Raw genomic sequence first — 17,728 nt, forward strand, 5'->3', positions numbered from 1 at the left:
GGCTCAGGAGCGCTCGCGCTGCTTCGCGTCGCGACGCTCCTGGATCTTCGCCTCGCGGGCGAGCTTCCTCAGCTCCTTCTCGAGGTCGTCGAACCGCTCACCGCGCTCCGGGTCATCCTCGGGCGAGGTGGGCAGCTGCATCCGTGGACTGCCCTTCGACCACGGGTCGAGCAGCTCATGCTCGATGTGCGCGGAGATCTCCGCCCAGGCGTCAGCCCGCGCCTGCTCGATGAGGCCGTCCACGTACGCCTCGTCTTCGCGTTCCGACTCGATGCGCTCGCTCACCGCCTGCGACGCGCGCTCACGGAAGCTCAGCGTCTCGATGTCGGCGTGGCGATAGTCGTGGGCGCTCAGCGAGCGACCAGGCCTCGCGCGGTCGCGCACACCGGCCACGCGCTCCGCCGAGTAGCGAAGCTCCTTGAGGACCCGGTCGAGGGACGCGTTCGCGGCCTCACGGTAGTCGGCCGCCGCGAACGGCACCTTCTCGCCGACCGTCCGCTTGATGATGGCGTTCTTCACGTCGAGCCTGACGATGCGCAGCGCGAGCAGGAGGCCGTCGTCGATCGCCTCGGAGAGCTCGGGGAAGATGACGGGTGGGAGTCCGGCCTTCTTCTTCGGCTTGGTCTGCTGGCTCGTCGACGACGTCCGAGACTTCCGGCGCCAGCGGAACATCATCCCTGGTCTCCGGGGGCAGGTCTCTGCTGGCCTGCCTGCGCCTGCTGCTGAGCTGGCGTCTCCTGGTGCGGCAGCCCAGCCGTGCCCAGCTTCGTCGCGCCCCGTGAGCGAGCACGCTGTTCCTCGAGCGCCGTGAGGAACTCCTCCTCCCACGCAGGGTCGACCTCGATGCCCTGGCGCTTCGCCTCCTCGACGCTCAGCTCGCGAGGGAACCCGTGGGTGTCGGAGAGCAGGAACACGTCAGCACCGGTGAGGGTCGAGCCCTGGTATGCGGCGAGCGCCTTGAGGCCGCCCTTGAGGGTGCGGCGGAACGAGCGCTCCTCCTTGACGAGCACCGCGACGACCTCGTCGCGGCGTTCGCGCACCTCCGGGTAGTCGTCGACGTAGAGGTCCGCGATCGTCGGAACGAGCTCGGCGAAGAAGTTCTCTGAGATGCCCAGGATGAGCGCCTCGCGGATCGCGCGGCGCACGAGGCGTCGCATGACGTAGCCCTGCTCCTTGTTCGAGGGCACGACGCCGTCGACCGCGAGGAAGGTGGCACCGCGGAGGTGGTCGGCGATGATGCGCATCGACAGCGTGTGCGCCTCGTAGCTCTCGCCGCTCAGCTGCTCGATCTGCTCGACGATGGGTCGCAGCAGCGAGATGCGGAACACGTCGGGGGAGTGGATGGCCGCCGCGGCGATGCGTTCGAGGCCGCCGCCGAAGTCGACGTTGCGTCGCTCGAGCTCGACGAACGAGCCGTCCTCCTGCCGTCGGTACTGCATGAAGACCTGGTTGCCGATCTCCATGAACTGGCCGCTGTCGCTCGCGGGGTGCGCCGCGCCGTAGGACGGGTCGTGGTGCTCTGGTCCGAAGTCGTAGAAGACCTCGCTGTCTGGGCCGCAGGGGTCTCCGATGGGCGTCGCCTGCAGCGATCCGCCGCGCGACCACCAGTTCTCGCTGCCGTCGTAGAAGAAGATGCGCTCTCCTGGCTGCACGCCGCGCGCGTCGCCGTCGGCCTGGCTGCCCATCTCGACGATGCCAGCTTCGATGCCGCGCTCCGCGAAGGCCTTCTGCCAGATGCTGGCCGCCTCGTCGTCGCGCGGGATGCCGGCCGCCTCGTCGCCGATGAAGGCCGTCACGTACAGGCGGTTCGGATCGAGGCCGACGGTGTCGACGAGGAACGAGAGGAAGGCAGGGATCTGCTCTGCCTTGAAGTAATCGCCGAGACTCCAGTTGCCGAGCATCTCGAAGAAGGTCGTGTGGCGGTTGTCGCCCACGTCGTCGATGTCCTGCGCGCGGACGCACGGCTGGCTGTCCGTGAGGCGGGTTCCGTCCGGGTGGTCCTCGCCGAGGAGGTAGGGGAGGAGGGCCTGCATGCCGCTTCCCGTGAAGAGCGTCGAGCCGTCTCCGCGGGGGATGAGCGGGGCTCGGTCGATCCTGACGTGCCCGAGTCGCTCCTGGTAGTCGAGGTAGGCATTGCGAATCTCGTGCGCGTCCATGTGCAGAGTGTTTCACACCTGCGCATGCCGTATCGTGACCTCGCCGAACGTGGGGGCGTTCAGGCACTCGGAGACGAGTGCTCGAGTGAGGTTCAGGGGAGTCGTCTGTGCAGGAGATCGCGCAATTGTGGACCGATGCGACGGGGCTTTCGACGGCGCACATCGCCGACGGATGCGTCCGGGCCGGAGTCGAGGTGCGTTGCGGCCCGGCGGCGATGACGGCAGTCTCGCCGCGCGCGACGAGGGTGGCTGGCCGGTGCCTGCCGGTGCGCCACTTCGGCAGCGTCGACGTGTTCCTCGAGGTCGTCGAGCGGGCGCATCCCGGGGACGTGCTCGTCGTCGACAACCAGGGGCGCACCGACGAGAGCTGCGTGGGCGACCTCGTCGTCCTCGAGGCGATGGCGGCTGGGCTCTCGGGCATCGCCATCTGGGGGCTGCACCGAGACACCCGCGATATCCGTGAGCTGGGCTTCCCGGTCTTCAGCCTCGGAGCGCTGCCGGCTGGACCCCGACGGCTGGACGAGCGGCGGCGAAACACGTTCGCCTCAGCCGAGTTCGGCGAGCACACCATCCGCACGAGGGACACCGTCTTCGGCGACGAGGACGGACTTCTCTTCGTGCCGGAGGATCGTGCCAACGAGGTGCTCATGCACGCACTGCAGATCCGCGACGTCGAGCGCGCGCAGGCGTCCCGCATCCGCTTGGGCACCAGCCTCCGGGATCAGGTGCACTTCTCCGCCTACGTGCAGGCTCGCCGTGCCGAACCGGCGCTCACGCTGCGAGAGCACCTGCGCCGGGTCGGCGGTGCGCTCGAGGTGTGACGCGGCCGCGCCTCAGCTGACCGTCTCGCTCAGGCGAAACGTGGCAGAGGTCGACGCCTCGCTGAGGCTCCACAGGCGCGTCGCGCGCTCCCGGTCGCGCTGTGTTGCCGGCTTGTCGAGCTTCACGGGAGTACCGCGCAGGGTGCGAGCAGGTCCCAGGTAGTCGCCGCCGGCGACCGCGTCGCTCGTGAGCGCGTGCACGGCGATGGCCGCCGCCCGGTGCTTGCCATGGGCGAACGGACCAGCGAGGCGCGATGCGAAGCGCTGCCATGCGGTCGGCTCGCTGACTCCCGCGCGTGCCGGCGTCGCCCCGTTGACGGGGATGCCCGGGTCGACGACGAGCGCTTCCACCGGTGCCCCGGCAGCCTGGAGCCGTCGGTCGAGTTCGAATGTGAACATCTCGAGCGCGTGCTTCGATGCGGCGTAGGCGCGCTTGGGCTCGTACAGGTGGGTGCTCTGCCAGTCCTCGAGATCGAACGGGTAGATGCGCGTCGCGAGGCTGCCGACCGCGACGACGCGGCTCTTCTCCGACGTCTCGTCGTCGAGAACGGGTTTCGCGGCCAGGAGCGCGTCCATGAGCTGCGCGGTCAGCTCGAAGTGCCCGAGGTGGTTCGTCGACATCGTGAGCTCGCGCCCCTGGGAGTCCTGTTCGCGGTGTGCGCCGGGGGAGACGTGCGCGGCGTTCAGCAGCACGCCGTCGAGGCGCTCGCGGGCGCTCAGGGAGGTGGCCGCGCTGGCGATGGACTCGCTGGAGGTGAGATCGAGGAGGATGCGGCTCGTGCTCGCGTCCGGCACCTGCTCCGTGATGGAGATGAGGGCCCTGTTCAGCTTCTCGACACTGCGCCCGAGCAGGACGACGTGGTGGCCGCGGCGGGCGAGCTCTTCCGCGGCGAAGTAGCCCACACCCTGCGTGGCACCGGTGATGGCGAAGGTCTTCATCGTCACACTCCTTCAAGCCTCGAACGTTTCGAGACTCAGAGTACAACGCTTCGATTGCTGAAATATTTCCGTGGCGTAAGGTACTGAATATGGATTCGCTGGAACGGGCGATGCGTGCCGTCTACGAAACCGCGCAGAGCACCAATGTGGCTGCTGAGCGGGAGCTCGAAGCGCTCGGATTGACCTTCGCGACCGCGCAGGCGCTCTGGGCGATCGACCCCGACCGTGAGCCGCCCGCCATGAAGGAGCTCGCGACGAAGCTGCACTGCAACGCGTCGAACCTCACCTTCGTCTCGGATCGTCTCGTCGACCGCGGCCTGGTCGAGCGGCGGGAGAGCGAGCATGACCGGCGTTCGCGGGTGGTCACGTTGACGGCCGAGGGCAAGCGCGTTCGCAAGCTCGCGATCGCGGCGCTCAAGCGCGCCTCGCCACTCGCCGGCTGCTCGAGCACCGAACTGAAGGCGATCGCGAAGAGCTTGAGTGCGCACGGCCTCTGACGCCGGGACCGGGGCGGCGGAGGGCGCAGCCTCGTCTGAGCGGTGGACGGCGGCGTCCGTCGACGACCTCGTCTGCATCGAGCTCCCGCGCAGCTCGCGCCTCCTGGCCCTGACGATGGGGGCGGCGAACGTCATCATGCAGCTCTCCAACCCTGCCGTGGGGCAGGGCGTCGCGCACAGCCGGGTGCGCAGCGGACGGCTCGACGTGCATCCCATCAAGCGCACCAGGACAACGCTGAGCTACCTCGCGGTGGCCGTCCTCGGCACGCCGGACGAACGCCGCGCGTACCGCAGGGCGGTCACGCGCCAGCACGCGCAGGTCCGCTCCGACCGCGACCCTCGCGCGACCGAGGAGTACTCGGCGCTCTGGGTCGACCTGCAGAAGTGGGTGGCCGCGTGCCTGTTCGTCGGCTCCCGCGACGTGCTCGACCTCGTCGAGGGCCCGCAGTCGGCTGAGGTCGCTGAACGCTTCCTGCTCGAAGGTCGCGTGTTCGGCACGACCCTGCAGATGCCGCCGGCAGTCTGGCCCGGCAGCCTGGTCGCGTTTGACGCGTACTGGAACGCGGAAACCGCGAAGCTCCGCGTCGACGACGAGGTGCGCTCCTACCTGCTCGACGTCGCACGGCTCGGGTTCGCGGCCGGAGTGCTGCCCGAGCGGATGCGGGCCTGGCATCAGCGGCTCACGATCGGCTTCCTGCCTCCGGAGTTCCGGCGCGCGCTGCGAGTGCGGTGGACTGACAAGGACGAGGAGTGGTTCGTGCGCCAGCGGGCGCGGCTCGTGCGCGTCGAGAGGGCGCTGCCGCTCGCCGCGTCCAGCCTCGTCTACCGGCTCCTCCTCGCCGACGTGCGCCGACGCATCCGACGCGGCCAGCCGCTCGTCTGACCAGCCGCAGGGCCGTCAGGCGTCACCTCGGCCCAGGGCGTGCACAGTCTCCCGACGCGCGAACGTAACCTGGCGTCCACACGCCCGTAGCAGGGCCCCTTCAGGCTCACAGCATGACCACCCGAGTAGACCCGTTCATCGGCACAGAGCCCACCGCGCTGCCGCCGCAGACGGGCCTCGCCGCGACCTGGTGGTGGCCGAAGCCGCAGATCGGCAACACGCACCCCGGTGCCACCTATCCGCTCGGCATGGTGTCGGCCTGCGCCTACTCCGGCGCGTACCCCACGGGCTACGGCCGCTACGACCTCAGCCTCGAGGGCGTGCCCGAGACGATCTACGACCGGTCGCTCGCCTCCGGCTTCACCCACTTCCAGCAGTCGGGCACCGGGGCGATCCGCAAGTACTACAACTACTTTCGCGTCACGCCGATGACCGAGCCGCTCGACGTGCTCGGCCGCACCTGGTCGCTCGACGACGAGGACGCCTCGCCCGGCTACTACGCTGCGACGCTCGGCAACGGGATCCGCGCCGAGATCACCGTCGGCCCCAAGAGTGCGGTGCACCGGTACACGTTCCCCAAGCACGCCAGCGCGCGAGTCGTGATCGACTTCTCGCTCGGCGGCCTCGCCATTCCCTACGGAGCCACGGTGCCGCTGCGCGCCCACCTCGAGACGGTCAGGCCGGGCGTCGCGACGGGCGAGATCGTGGCCGAGGGTGCCCCGCTCGCCGTGCACATCGAGTGCGACACGCCCCAGTGGCGACAGCTGCTCTGGCACGACCGACGCCTCATGCCCGGCGGCACTCGCCTCGACTTCGACCACATCCGCCCCACCACGCTGCGCCCGTTCGGCCTCATGTGGGCAGGCCCCAGCGAGGAAGGGCAGGTCGTCGAGGTGCGTATCGGCTTCTCGCTCCGCGGCGTCGAGCAGGCCGAGCAGAACCTCAGAGACGACTGCGGCGGCGGGGAGGGCACGTTCGCCGACCGGCTCGCCGAGACCGAACGCGATTGGCAGAGCCTGCTCGACGAGATCGACGTCGACACTGCCTCGACCGAGCGCGAGACGGTCTTCTCGACCGCCCTGTACCACTCCTTCGTGAAGCCATCGTTCGCGCTCAACGAGAGCCCCTTCTGGCCGAGCGACGGCCCCTTCGTCTTCGACCTCTCCACGATGTGGGACATCTACCGCACCCAGCTGCCCCTCCTCACCGCGCTGCGCCCCGACAAAGCCGTCGAGCTCGCCAACGCGCTCCTCACCATCTGCGAAGAGGAGGGCAACTTCCCGATCGGCTACCGCATGGCCAAGGGCAGCGACCGCTTCTCCCGACAGGGCAGCGCGCTCGCGCACACCTTCCTCGCCGACCTCTGCCAGCTCGGACTGCCCGGCATCGACTGGGACTGGGCGCTCGTGCACATGGCCGACGACCTGCGGCGCACCTACGGCGAGGAGTTCCTGCTGCGCGGCGTGGCTCATCCCATCACCCACACGCTCGACCTCGCGTTCGGCTACTGGTGCACGGCCCGCGTCGCCGCCCGCGTCGGCGACCTGCAGCTCGTGCAGCAGCTCGAGAGGCGCGCGGGGCAGTGGAAAGGCGCGTTCGACCCAGAGACGGGCCTGCTCGTCGACTCGAACTTCTACGAGGGCTCCAAGCACAACTACTCGTTCCGCATCCTCCACGACATGGCGGGGCGGATGCAGCTGAGCGGCGGGCGGGAGGGCTTCGTCGCGCAGCTCGACGAGTTCTTCGGCTACGGCGCCCCGCCCGTGAAGCAGCCTGGACGCTCGCCTGGCATCGACGAGCTCGCCGCCGGCTACGCGCTCGGCCGCTTCGAGGGCCTCAACAACGAGCCGGACATGGAGGCCCCCTGGGCGTACCACTACGCCGGGCGGCCCGACCGCACCGCTGAGATCGTGCACGCCGTCATCACCCAGCAGTACGCGACCGGGCGGGGCGGCCTGCCCGGCAACGACGACTCCGGCGGCCTCAGCTCCTGGTACGTCTGGGCCTCGCTCGGGCTGTTCCCCGTCGCAGGCCAGGCGAGCTTCCTCGTCAACGCCCCGGCCTTCGCCGAATCGTCGCTCGCGGTCTACGGCGAACGCTTCCGCATCACCACGACCGGCTTCCGTGAGCCGACCCACGGCGGCCCGGTGCAATACGTGCAAAGCGCCCACCTCGACGGGCGACCGCTCGCTCGCAGCTGGCTCTCCCCGAGCGAGCTCATGGCCGCGCAGGAGCTGCATCTCGAGCTCGGGCCCGAGCCGAGCGACTGGGGAACCCGCGAACAGGACCTCCCCACCTCGTTCCCAGCCCCAGCATCCACCCCACCCACCTCACCCGCACCACCACCCACCGTCGGCGGTCCGCCGTCGGCACCAACCCCGGGAGGACCCTCATGAACAAGATCCAGCACCGCCTCGTGATCGTCGTCCGCGCCGATCCGGTCATCTGCGGACACTCAGTCGAAGCCCGCAACCTCGCCGAAGCCGCGCGCCTGCGCGGCTTCGACGAAGTCCGCATCGTCACGTGGCCCATCGAGCGTCTCCAAGCGGCAGGGCTGCCGCTCAAGCCGCTCGAGACCGTCATGCCATACAGCGCCGGCATCTTCGTCGACCGCCCAGCCCCCGTCGGCGACTACAAGGTGCCAGACGGCCGCTACCTCGCCGGCCTCGTCGGGCGCCTCGTCGAGCTCTTCACCGACGGCGTCCCGACCGTATGCATGTCGCTGTACCTCAGCCCGCACACGCTCGCCGTGGCCGAGGCGCTCACCGTCGCGCGCTCGACGGGCCTCCCCGTCAACGTGACCACCATCGCGGAGGCCGTCGGCTCCGACGTCACCAACGTCGTCAAGCACGCCGTCGAGGAGGGCCGCCTCGGGGCCGCCGCCCACATCCTCTCCGCGTACCTGTCGCAGGACGTCTGCGTCGCCGTCTCCGAGTACACCCGCGACCTCATCGTGGGAGAGGCGGCGAAGGTGGACGCGCAGCACGGCACCCGCTATGCGCCACAGTGCGAAGACCGCATCGAGATCTCCTACCCGGCCATCGACTCGAGCGCCTACGTCGGGCTCGCGGACGCCGACATCACCGCCGCCGTCGAGGCGCGCGGACTCACGCGCGACAGGTACGTCATGTTCCTGTCGCGGCTCACCGAGGCGAAGGGCGTCGAGGACCTCATCGCGGGCTTCGAGCAGTCCCGAGTCGCCGACGACCCCGAGATCCAGCTCGTCATCGCCGGACGCGGCCCGCAGGCCGAGGAGCTCAAGGCCATCGGGGCGGCCTCGCCGCTCGCGCACCGCATCCACTTCCTCGAAGACGTGGGCGACGCGGAGAAGCCGTTCCTCATGGCAGGCTGCGCCGCGTTCGTGCTGCCCACGAAGCCCCGCCCCGAGTTCATCGAGACCTTCGGCATCGCGCTCGCGGAGAAAATGCTCGCCGGTGGCGGCCCGGTCATCACGACCGTCACGGGAGGCGTAGGTGAGGCAGTCGGGGACCATGCCCTCATCGTGCCCGTCAACAGCCCGTCGTCGATCGCCGAGGCGATCAACACGGCCGTGCTCGAGACGAGCGCCGCCGAGCGCCGACTGCTCGCCGTCCAGGCGAGGGACTACGCACTGCAGTTCGACCGGCTGGCCGTGTTCGACAAGCTCTTCGACCGGCTGCCGCGGGCGGCGCTCGCGGCCTGAGTCGACGGGCCGGGGTGCGCTCGTCTGCCGACGTGACCTGTCCAACTTCAGTGCGATGTCGGTCAGCCCGGCGCTCCTGGGGGCGATCCGAGCCGATATCGCACTGAAGTTGGACAGGCCCTTGGGTGCATGCCTCGTGCTGTGCCGCCTGCACGGCTCGGCCGGCGGCATGCGCGCGTCGCGCTACGCGGCGAGGAGCGCGTCGAGCTTCTCGTAGCCGTCGCGCACGCCGTGCTCCATGCCGCTCGCCACCAGGCCGTCACGCATCTGGAAGGACTCGAGCAGGCTCGTGCTCGTGACCCTCGTGCGGCCGCCCTCGAGCGGCTCGAACGCGATCGTCTCGAGCAGGACGCCGTCCGGGATCATCTCGAAGGTCTGCGTCTGCACGATGCGCTCGTTCTCGCGGATCTCGTGGAACGAGCCGAAGAAGCTCGCGATCTCCTCGCCGCCCTGCAGGTTCACCCAACGGTAGGCGCCTCCCGTGACGGCGTTCCAATGGTCGATGGTGGTGGAGACCTCGTGCGGGCCCACCCACTTCGTGAAGAGGTCGGGATCGACGAACGCGAAGAAGACCCGCTCAGGGGTGGCGTCGAACTCACGGACGACGGTGATGTTCGGGAGGTCCTCGCCGACGGTGACGACGGTGTCCTTGGCTGAGGTGGTGCTCATGATGGTGTTCCTTTCTCGGGTGCTGCTGTGGGTGGGGTCTGGTCGGTCTGGGATTCGAGGAGCGCGTCGAGTCGGCGGAACCTGGCCTCGGCGGTCGCCTGGTAGCGCTCTATCCACTTGGTCATGAGGCTGAGGACCTCCGCTTCCAGGTGGCGGGGAGCGCGGACCGCGTCGCTCGTGCGGCTGACCAGTCCCGAATCCTCGAGAACGCGGAGGTGCTTCGAGATGGCCTGCACGGAGACGTCGTAGGGGGCTGCGAGCTCGCCGACCGTCGCGTCGCCATCGGCGAGCCTGGCGATGAGGTCTCGTCGAGTCGGGTCGGCGAGGGCGGCGAAGACGGGGGAGAGCGCGTCGTTGTCCATGGCTCCTCGGGTGGTTTCGTCAACCAGATGGTTGATGAGCCCAGTCTGCGACTGGGTCGGGCTCTTGTCAACCACTGCGTTGATGACTTCCAGGGAGGTTGCAGGATCAGGTGCGGACGACGGCGCGGGCCGCCTCGAGCGCGTCCGTCGCCGCGCGGGTGTCGACGCGCGCGATCGTGAGTGCACCGACGACCGCCGCCGTCACCAGGGTCCCCGTCTCGCGGGGGCGGCCGAGCGCGGCGGTGCCGCGAAGGATCGCGCGCTCGAGAGTCGCTCGGTAGTCGGTGATGGTGTCGCGAACTGCGGGGTCCTGTCCCAGTGAGCTCGCGGCGGTGGCGAGCAGCAGGCAGCCGCGCACGTCGTCTCTCTGGCCCTGTGCGGCGACGGCTGCCGAGAGTCTCGCAAGGTAGTCGTCGAGGGCGGATGCGGAGACCGGTTCGGCCAGCAGCGGTGCGAGCAGGGGGTGCACGACGTCGTCGAGATAGCTCTGCGCGGCCGCGTCGAAGAGCCCTCGCTTGCTGCCGAAGGTGTTGTAGATGCTCGACCGACTCAGACCTGTTGCGGCCTCGATGTCGGCAGTCGAGGCCGAGTCGTACCCTCGGCGCCAGAAGAGGGTGCGTGCGCCCTGGATCGCGTCGCTCAACTCGAAGCTCTTCGTGCGTGCCATCTGACCTCCGATACTGTAACGTTCGTTTCAGAATACACCGATCTAGGAGCTCCTCGTGCTTGTCGCCGCCCTCGTCTTCGCCGCTCTCGCGGCCCTCGTGCACGTCTACATCTTCATCCTCGAATCCCTCAGGTGGACCGCCGAATCGACCCGGAGAACGTTCGGCATCCCGTCGCTCGAGGTCGCAGAGACCACGAAGTCCCTGGCCTTCAACCAGGGCTTCTACAACCTGTTCCTCGCGATCATGGCCGGCGTCGGGGTCGTGCTCACGCTCGCCGGCCACCCAGCGGTCGGCGCGACCCTGATCTTCGCCGGCGCCGGATCCATGCTGCTCGCCGCCCTGGTGCTCATCACGAGCGACCGCACGAAGCTGCGCGCCGGCGGCGTCCAGGGGAGCTTCCCCCTCCTCGCCGTGGTGCTCCTCGGCATCGCCGCAGCCACCGGCGCACTCGCGGCCTGAGCCGGGGTTCCCCGCCAGCCGAGCAGGTACCCTCGACCCATGCAGGAAGCGTCCCTCGAGCGGCAAGCATCGAACCACGAACAGCAGGCGGCGATCGCCGTCATCACGGTCTCCGACCGCTCGGCTCGGGGCGAGCGCGAGGACCTCTCCGGTCCGGCGACGATCGAAGCACTCGCGAGGCACGGGTACACGGCGGCCACCCTGTCGGTCGTCCCGGACGGCGCGACCGTCGTGCGCGACGCCATCGCCCACGCAGCGGATGCCGGCGCGCAGCTCATCGTCACGCTCGGCGGCACCGGGCTCTCGCCGCGCGACGAGACACCGGAGGCCACCTGGCCGCTGATCACGCGTGAGCTGCCCGGCATCGCCGAAGCACTCAGGGCCACAGCCCGCGACCGGGTGCCGACCGCGATCCTCTCGCGCGGTCTCGCCGGCATCATCGACCGACCTGGCCGTGGAGCGCCGAGCCTCGTCGTGAACCTCGCGGGCTCACCCGGCGCGGCCCGCGACGGCGTCGCGCTGCTGGCGCCCCTCATCCCGCACATCCTCGACCAGCTGCGTGGCGGAGACCACCCTTCGTGACTGGCACCCCCATCGCCCGCGTGACCACCGACGAGCTCCAACTCGCCGCGCACCTCGCCGCCGTGGACGACCCCCGAGCGGGCGCCGTCGTGACGTTCGTCGGGCAGATCCGAGACCACGACCCGGAGGCGACCGGCCGCGTCGTCTCGCTCGACTACACCGCGCACCCAGACGCCGAGCGGGTGCTCGAGGGGCTCGTCGCCCGCCACGCTCGAGACGGCGTGCGGGTGGCCGTGAGCCACCGGATCGGGCACCTCGAGGTCGGCGACATCGCCCTCATCGCCTGCGTCTCCAGCGCCCACCGCGGCGAGGCCTACGACGTGAGCCGCGCCCTCGTCGAGGACGTGAAGTCCGAGGTGCCGATCTGGAAGCAGCAGCACGAGGCCGACGGCGCAGCATCCTGGGTCGGGCTGCCATGAGCGCAGTGCCCGTCACGATCTCGCGCAGGCCACGGCTCGTGGAGCCGCAGCTCGCAGCTGCGCCCGGTGCGCCGCTCGTCGACACGCACGGGCGCGTGCACCGCGACCTCCGCATCTCGCTGACCGACAAGTGCTCCCTGCGCTGCACGTACTGCATGCCGGCGGAGGGCAACGAGTTCCTCGAGAAGGACAGCATCCTCACGACCGACCAGATCGTGCGCATCGCCCAGCTCGCCGCCGCATCCGGCATCACGACGTTCCGGCTGACCGGCGGGGAGCCGCTCCTTCGCCGCGACGCCGCCGACATCGTGCGCCGCATCTCCGCCATCGAGGGACCGAACGGCCGAGTGCAGGTGGCCATGACCACCAACGGGATCCTCCTGCCGCGCATGCTGCCGCAGCTCATCGACGCGGGGCTCGACCGTCTCAACGTCTCCATCGACACCCTCAGACGAGACCGCTTCGCGGCCCTCACCCGGCGCGACAAGCTCGACGAGGTGCTCGCTGGCATCCGCGCCGCGCAAGCGTCGTCGCTGCGCCCGCTCAAGCTCAACGCCGTCGCCATGCGCGGCGTGAACGACGACGAGATCGTGGAGCTCGTGGAGTTCGCCATGGAGCACGACGCGCAGATGCGCTTCATCGAGCAGATGCCGCTCGACGCCGGCCACACCTGGGATCGCGTGCAGATGGTGACCAGGGAGGAGATCCTCGAGGCCCTTGGCGCGAGATTCGAGCTCGCCCCGGTTCCCGGACGCGGTGGCGCGCCTGCCGAACGGTGGACCATCGATGGCGGCCCGCACACGGTGGGCGTCATCGCCTCCGTGACGGCGCCCTTCTGCGGGAACTGCGACCGTCTCCGGCTCACGGCCGACGGGCAGCTTCGCAACTGCCTGTTCTCGACGAGCGAGTACGACCTCATGCCGATCCTTCGCGCGGACGCCAGCTTCGCGCTCGACGCCGACGATGCCGCGCGTGAACGCCACGCGGCGGGGAACTGGACCGGCTCCGAGCTGGCGGTCGACGCGATGCTGCGCTCGTGCATCCACAACAAGCTGCCGGGTCACGCCATCAACGATCCCAGCTTCCTGCAGCCTGCCCGCGGCATGAACGCCATCGGCGGCTAGGGGGCGCCGCGCAGTCGCTGATCGCGCGCGCCGCGCCGTCGGCCGCGGTCAGCCTCCAGCGAAGGGCGGGAGCACGTCGACGGATGCTCCGGGCGCGATGGGCGCGTCGGCGTCGGAGGTTCGCACACCATCCACGAGGAACGAGCAGCGGGCGAGGACTTCGGCGATGTGGGGGTCAGTCGACGGGTTCAGCGCCTGCAGCAGCGCACCGATCGAGTCGACCTCGATCGCGAACTCGCTGCCTCCCACCGCCTCGGCGGCACCGGCGAAGACGCGCACTCGCGATGCCGCGCTCATGCCGTGTGGTCCCAGGCGAGAGCGCGGGCGGTGACGAGCTCGGCGAGGCGAGCGAACACCTCTGGGGAGTCTGCGGTCGAGCTCCTCCGCCCCAGTGCGACGCCGAGCGCGAAGGTCGTGAGTGGAGCGGCGGGCCGTGCGACGTTGTGGGCGACGTCCTTGGCGACGTCGAGCACGGCGGCGATGTCGAGGTCGTCGTCGAGTTCGAGCAGGCGCTTCGCTTCTGCAAGCCACTCGTCGAGCGCCTCAGGGGGCAGATGCTTGGGCTTCTCCGTCATCGCTGATGGTTCCTTCCTCGTTGTCGGCTGGTCTGTCGGCTGGATTGGGGAGGAGGAGGCGGCCAGCACGCGTGCCGCCTCCAGCTGCTCGGGGGTGTCGATGTCGGCGGTGGCACCGGTCTCGTCGAGCACTCGCGCGAGCTCGAGGTGCTCGAGGATCCGGCGGAGAGGGAGACCGTGCACGCCCGGTCCCTGGAAGCTCTCGAGTGCATGCTTCACCGCCTCGGCACGGTAGAGCCCAGCGAGCCACTGCACGCGTCCACCGGCGTCGACGATCACGGCGCCGTCCGGGCCGGGGGTGTCGTCCGGCTCGCGCAGTTCGGCCGGCGGCGACTCGAGGTGCCCGACCAGCAGCGCGACGAGCTCGGCGGCGCGGGGGAGATCGCAGGCGAGCAGGAGGAGGCGCGGCGACTCGACGCTCGCGAGAGCCGTCGCGAGGCCCGCCGCCGGCCCGCCGAACGGGGGCTCCTCGCGCACGACAACGGCAGGTGGATCCACGGCGACCTGACCGACGACGATGATCCGCCTCGCCCCGGCATCCTCCGCGGCGACGACGGCGATGTCGACGAGGCGGCGGCCGCCGACCTCGAGTTCACCCTTGCTCACGCCGCCGAGGCGCGAACCACGGCCCCCGGCCAGGATGACGGCGTCGAACCCGGCGGAGGGAGTGGTCGGGCCGTGCGGCTGCGCTACTGCTCGCGCTTCCACGGCCCGGACTTCCCGCCGGTCTTCGCGATGAGCTTGATGTCGCCGATCGTCACCGACTTGTCGATGCCCTTCACCATGTCGACCAGCGCGAGCGCGGCTACCGAGACGGCGGTGAAGGCCTCCATCTCGACGCCCGTGCGGTCGGCCGTGCGCACGGTCGCCGTGATGAGCACGCCGTCGTCGCGCAGCTCGAGGTCGACCACCGCGCCGTGCACGCCGATGATGTGGGCGAGCGGGAGGAGCTCGGCGCACTTCTTCGCGCCCTGGATGCCGGCGATGCGCGCCACGGCGAAGGCGTCGCCCTTCGGCACGGCGTCGCTCGTGAGCGCCTCGAGCACCTGCTCGCCGCAGAAGACCATGCCTGACGCTGTCGCGGCACGCACGGTCGGCTGCTTCTCGGTGACGTCGACCATGCGTGCGTGGCCGGCTGCGTCGAGGTGCGTGAAGTTCGTCATGCTCAGAGTCTCGCACCGACGTCCGACACCAGCGGAACGACCTGCACGGTGTCGCCTTCGTGGACGCGCTCGACGCTCGCATCCACGATGGCGTAGCCGTTCGCGTCGGCGAGGCTGCCGACGAGGTGCGAGCCGGAACCGCGGGCGGCGGCCGGGGCGACCAGGACTCCCGCATCGGTGAGGCGGATGCGTGCTGGCAGGTACTGGCGGCGCCCCGGCGGGGTGCGCCACCCGGTCTCGGCACGCGCGCTCAGGCGTGGGTCCTCGACGAGGGATGCGGCTTGCAGGGCGCGCAGGCACGGCCGGACGAACACGAGGAACGAGACCCAGGCGCTGACCGGATTGCCCGGCAGGCCGAAGACCAGCGGGCCTGGCGTGCCCGTTCCGACCCACGGTTCGCCGAGGCGGCCGAAGCCCTGCGGCTTGCCCGGCTGCATCGCGACCTTCTCGAAGCGCACCTGGCCGCCGGGGGAGAGGAGCTCCTTGACGGGGTCGTAGGCGCCCATGCTGACACCACCGGTGAGCACGATGACGTCGCAGCGGTCCGAGAGCCGCCGGAGCGCCGCGTCGAGGTCGTCGACGTCGTCGGAGACCCTGACGACGTCGACGAGCGCCGCCCCGTGCTCGACGGCGAGCGAGGAGATGAGGAGCGAGTTGGAATCGGGGATCTGGCCGCGGTCGAGCGGCTCACCAGGGGCGACGAGCTCGCTTCCCGTCGCGATGACGGCGAGCCGTGGGCGTCGAGCCACGGCGATGGTGCCGTAGCCGGCTGACGCGAGCGCCGAGAGCACTTCGGCTCCGGCGCGCGCCCCGGCTGAGACGAGCGCGTCGCCTGGCTGGCGGTCCTCCCCGGCCGAGCGGATGTGCGCGCCGGCGGCCGCGGGCGCGGTGACGCTCACTCGCCGTTCGCCTCCGTCCGTCGCCTCGACGGGCACGATCGCGTCGGCGTCTGCTGGTACGGGGGCGCCCGTCATGATGCGCGCGGCCTGCCCTGGCGAGAGGGCTGGGTCGGCCGACGCTCCGGCGGGCAGGTCGGCGACGACCTCGAGGGTGACGGGGACGTCCGTGCTCGCGGTGGCCACGTCGGCGGAGCGCACCGCGTAGCCGTCCATGGCGGAGTTCGTCCAGGGCGGCAGCGCGTACCTCGAGGTGACGGTCTCGGCGATGACGCGCCCGTGGGCTGCCGAGAGCGGAACGGTCTCGCTGGACAGGGGCCGCGTCTCTGCGAGCACGCGAGCCAGCTGGGTCTCGACCTCGATCATGCGAGCGTCCCGGCCTGGGCTGCGTCGGCGTCCGGGAGGCCGGCGGGGGCCCGCAGCAGGCGGAGCGCTGAGGGTTGAACGACGCGCACCTCGTAGCCGTGCGGGGCGAGCAGCAGCGCGGCACGTCGCGCCCGCGTCGCCGACACGCAGTAGAGGTTGAGCGGTGAGGTTGGTTCGGGCGCATCGTCGGCGCGGAGGTGGCGCAGGCGAGCGGTCAGTGCCGCCGGCTCTTGCTCGAGGTGGATCAGTTCGCTGAGCGGCAGGGAATGGGCGCCGGGGATCGCGTCGATCGCGTACTCGTCCGGCTCTCGCACGTCGATGAACGGTCCACGCGCATCTCGACTCGGGTCGAAGTCGAGCGGGGCGCCGGGATGCACCGGCCCGCTCGGCGCCGTGTGGGTCGAGGCCGAGTTCGAGGTGGCAGGGGCCGTCACATCCGTCGCCGCGACAGCCGGAGACGGTGCGGGGACCGGGGCCGGGGAGGGGCCTGGGGCTGGCGAGGCCGCGCGCAGCGGCACCTCGGAGACGCGCATCGTGAGCGCCTCGATCACGACGAGCCTGCCGAGCAGCGCCTCGCCGATGCCGGTGACGAGCTTGATCGCCTCGACCGCCATCATCGAGCCGACGATGCCGCAGAGCGCGCCGAGCACGCCGGCCTCCGCGCAGGATGGCACTGTCCCGGCCGGCGGCGGCTCCGGGAAGACGTCGCGCAGCGTGACGCCGTCGGCGGGGGCGGGCGGCGACGACCAGAACACGCTGAGCTGCGCGTCGAAGCGCAGCACGGACCCCCACACGAGGGGGAGGCCGAGGTGGTCGCAGGCGTCGGCGACGGCGTAGCGGGTCGCGAAGTTGTCCGCCCCGTCGAGCACGAGGTCGTAGCCGCCCAGGATGCGCGCCGCGTTGGACTCGTCGAGCCGCTCGTCGTGCTCGATGACCGTCACGTCCGGCGAGAGCTCGCGGAGGCTGCGCGCCGCGCTCGCGGTCTTGCGCGCGCCGACGTCGCCGATGCCGTGGATGACCTGCCGGTGGAGGTTGCTCGGCTCGACCGCATCCGCGTCGATGATGCCGATCGTGCCGACCCCCGCGGCGGCCAGGTACTGCAGGGCGGGGGCTCCGAGGCCGCCGGCGCCGAGCACGGCGATTCGGCTCGCGGCGAGGCGCCGCTGCCCGATCTCGCCGAGTTCCGGGAGGCGGCGCTGGCGCGCCGTGCGGGCGAGCTCGTCACCACCGAGTTCAGGGGATGGGTCGACAAGCGGGGCGAGGCGCATGGCGTCACCCTACCGCCGCATCCCGAGCCGCCGGTGATGCAGCCCCCTGCCCCCCCCTGCCCCTGCCGCTGGCGCGGTGCGTCCATCTCGCGAGTTGCCTCAAATGGTCGCCATTCGGGCCGGATGACGACCTTTTGCGGCGACTCAGCGCGGGTGGGGCAGGCGCGGCAGGCGGCGGATGCGCGGGGGCGGCTAGCAT

20 protein-coding genes are annotated in these 17,728 nt (G+C 70.6%); 9 read left to right on the forward strand and 11 right to left on the reverse strand.

Annotation, left to right across the window (positions count from 1 at the left end; translation table 11 throughout):
- Positions 1-3: 3 nt before the first annotated feature.
- Positions 4-675, reverse strand: coding sequence for a hypothetical protein (locus F8O03_RS06370; RefSeq protein ID WP_146079098.1), 672 nt, complete (start codon positions 673-675; stop codon positions 4-6).
- Positions 672-2,156, reverse strand: a complete 1,485-nt coding sequence (locus F8O03_RS06375; protein ID WP_151423144.1) for an alanine--tRNA ligase-related protein — start codon at positions 2,154-2,156, stop codon at positions 672-674. Before F8O03_RS06375 ends, F8O03_RS06370 begins: the two co-directional genes overlap by 4 nt.
- A gap of 107 nt (positions 2,157-2,263) precedes the next feature.
- Between F8O03_RS06375 and F8O03_RS06380 the strand changes: the two genes are divergently transcribed.
- Positions 2,264-2,977, forward strand: coding sequence for an RraA family protein (locus F8O03_RS06380; protein WP_244295988.1), 714 nt, complete (start codon positions 2,264-2,266; stop codon positions 2,975-2,977).
- Between the two features lie 12 nt (positions 2,978-2,989).
- On the opposite strand, the gene F8O03_RS06385 is transcribed toward F8O03_RS06380, so the two are convergent.
- Positions 2,990-3,916: an SDR family NAD(P)-dependent oxidoreductase gene (locus F8O03_RS06385; RefSeq protein WP_151423145.1), complete on the reverse strand. Its 927-nt coding sequence runs from the start codon at positions 3,914-3,916 to the stop codon at positions 2,990-2,992.
- Positions 3,917-4,005: 89 nt separating this feature from the next.
- Here F8O03_RS06385 and F8O03_RS06390 point away from each other — a divergent pair, with 89 nt between their 5' ends.
- The 4 genes from F8O03_RS06390 (at position 4,006) to F8O03_RS06405 (ending at position 8,978) form a co-directional block, all read left to right on the forward strand.
- A complete protein-coding gene (locus F8O03_RS06390) occupies positions 4,006-4,413 on the forward strand; it encodes a MarR family winged helix-turn-helix transcriptional regulator (protein ID WP_104252558.1) in 408 nt (135 codons plus the stop codon).
- A complete protein-coding gene (locus F8O03_RS06395; RefSeq protein ID WP_208851813.1) occupies positions 4,397-5,296 on the forward strand; it encodes an oxygenase MpaB family protein in 900 nt (299 codons plus the stop codon). The genes F8O03_RS06390 and F8O03_RS06395 overlap by 17 nt, the downstream gene beginning before the upstream one ends.
- Before the next feature lie 113 nt (positions 5,297-5,409).
- Complete coding sequence (locus F8O03_RS06400; RefSeq protein WP_151423146.1) at positions 5,410-7,692, forward strand: glycoside hydrolase domain-containing protein; 2,283 nt, start codon at positions 5,410-5,412, stop codon at positions 7,690-7,692.
- On the forward strand, positions 7,689-8,978 hold the full coding sequence (locus tag F8O03_RS06405; RefSeq protein ID WP_151423147.1) for a glycosyltransferase: 1,290 nt from the start codon (positions 7,689-7,691) through the stop codon (positions 8,976-8,978). The genes F8O03_RS06400 and F8O03_RS06405 overlap by 4 nt, the downstream gene beginning before the upstream one ends.
- Positions 8,979-9,161: 183 nt before the next feature.
- Here F8O03_RS06405 and F8O03_RS06410 read toward each other — a convergent pair whose 3' ends face one another.
- The 3 genes from F8O03_RS06410 to F8O03_RS06420 all read right to left on the reverse strand — a co-directional run bounded on the left by F8O03_RS06410 (position 9,162) and on the right by F8O03_RS06420 (position 10,676).
- Positions 9,162-9,647, reverse strand: a complete 486-nt coding sequence (locus F8O03_RS06410; RefSeq protein WP_151423148.1) for an SRPBCC family protein — start codon at positions 9,645-9,647, stop codon at positions 9,162-9,164.
- Positions 9,644-10,009 carry an ArsR/SmtB family transcription factor gene (locus F8O03_RS06415; protein ID WP_151423149.1) on the reverse strand — a complete coding sequence of 122 codons (366 nt, stop codon included), beginning with the start codon at positions 10,007-10,009 and terminating at the stop codon, positions 9,644-9,646. Before F8O03_RS06415 ends, F8O03_RS06410 begins: the two co-directional genes overlap by 4 nt.
- Before the next feature lie 106 nt (positions 10,010-10,115).
- Positions 10,116-10,676, reverse strand: a complete 561-nt coding sequence (locus tag F8O03_RS06420; RefSeq protein WP_151423150.1) for a TetR/AcrR family transcriptional regulator — start codon at positions 10,674-10,676, stop codon at positions 10,116-10,118.
- Positions 10,677-10,731: 55 nt separating this feature from the next.
- On the opposite strand from F8O03_RS06420, the gene F8O03_RS06425 reads away from it, so the two are divergent.
- The 4 genes from F8O03_RS06425 to moaA are packed head-to-tail and all read left to right on the forward strand — an operon-like array spanning position 10,732 to position 13,261.
- Positions 10,732-11,136: a DUF1304 domain-containing protein gene (locus tag F8O03_RS06425; RefSeq protein ID WP_151423151.1), complete on the forward strand. Its 405-nt coding sequence runs from the start codon at positions 10,732-10,734 to the stop codon at positions 11,134-11,136.
- A 39-nt stretch (positions 11,137-11,175) separates the two neighbouring features.
- On the forward strand, positions 11,176-11,718 hold the full coding sequence (locus F8O03_RS06430) for a MogA/MoaB family molybdenum cofactor biosynthesis protein (protein WP_151423152.1): 543 nt from the start codon (positions 11,176-11,178) through the stop codon (positions 11,716-11,718).
- Positions 11,715-12,137, forward strand: a complete 423-nt coding sequence (locus F8O03_RS06435; protein ID WP_151423153.1) for a molybdenum cofactor biosynthesis protein MoaE — start codon at positions 11,715-11,717, stop codon at positions 12,135-12,137. Before F8O03_RS06430 ends, F8O03_RS06435 begins: the two co-directional genes overlap by 4 nt.
- A complete protein-coding gene (moaA, locus tag F8O03_RS06440) occupies positions 12,134-13,261 on the forward strand; it encodes a GTP 3',8-cyclase MoaA (RefSeq protein ID WP_151423154.1) in 1,128 nt (375 codons plus the stop codon). The genes F8O03_RS06435 and moaA overlap by 4 nt, the downstream gene beginning before the upstream one ends.
- A 48-nt stretch (positions 13,262-13,309) precedes the next feature.
- On the opposite strand, the gene F8O03_RS06445 is transcribed toward moaA, so the two are convergent.
- Genes F8O03_RS06445 through F8O03_RS06465 form a run of 5 tightly spaced genes read right to left on the reverse strand, consistent with a single transcriptional unit; the run spans position 13,310 to position 17,529 of the window.
- Positions 13,310-13,558, reverse strand: coding sequence for a MoaD/ThiS family protein (locus F8O03_RS06445; RefSeq protein ID WP_151423155.1), 249 nt, complete (start codon positions 13,556-13,558; stop codon positions 13,310-13,312).
- Positions 13,555-14,544 carry an NTP transferase domain-containing protein gene (locus F8O03_RS06450; RefSeq protein WP_151423156.1) on the reverse strand — a complete coding sequence of 330 codons (990 nt, stop codon included), beginning with the start codon at positions 14,542-14,544 and terminating at the stop codon, positions 13,555-13,557. The genes F8O03_RS06445 and F8O03_RS06450 overlap by 4 nt, the downstream gene beginning before the upstream one ends.
- Entirely contained in the window at positions 14,526-14,999 is a 474-nt protein-coding gene (gene moaC / locus F8O03_RS06455) for a cyclic pyranopterin monophosphate synthase MoaC (protein ID WP_151423157.1), read from the reverse strand. The genes F8O03_RS06450 and moaC overlap by 19 nt, the downstream gene beginning before the upstream one ends.
- A 2-nt stretch (positions 15,000-15,001) precedes the next feature.
- On the reverse strand, positions 15,002-16,261 hold the full coding sequence (locus F8O03_RS06460) for a molybdopterin molybdotransferase MoeA (protein ID WP_151423158.1): 1,260 nt from the start codon (positions 16,259-16,261) through the stop codon (positions 15,002-15,004).
- Positions 16,258-17,529, reverse strand: a complete 1,272-nt coding sequence (locus tag F8O03_RS06465) for a ThiF family adenylyltransferase (protein ID WP_151423159.1) — start codon at positions 17,527-17,529, stop codon at positions 16,258-16,260. Before F8O03_RS06465 ends, F8O03_RS06460 begins: the two co-directional genes overlap by 4 nt.
- Positions 17,530-17,728: the final 199 nt, after the last annotated feature.

The sequence above is a fragment of the Pseudoclavibacter terrae genome (genome assembly GCF_008831075.1).
Lineage (GTDB): Bacteria > Actinomycetota > Actinomycetes > Actinomycetales > Microbacteriaceae > Pseudoclavibacter > Pseudoclavibacter terrae.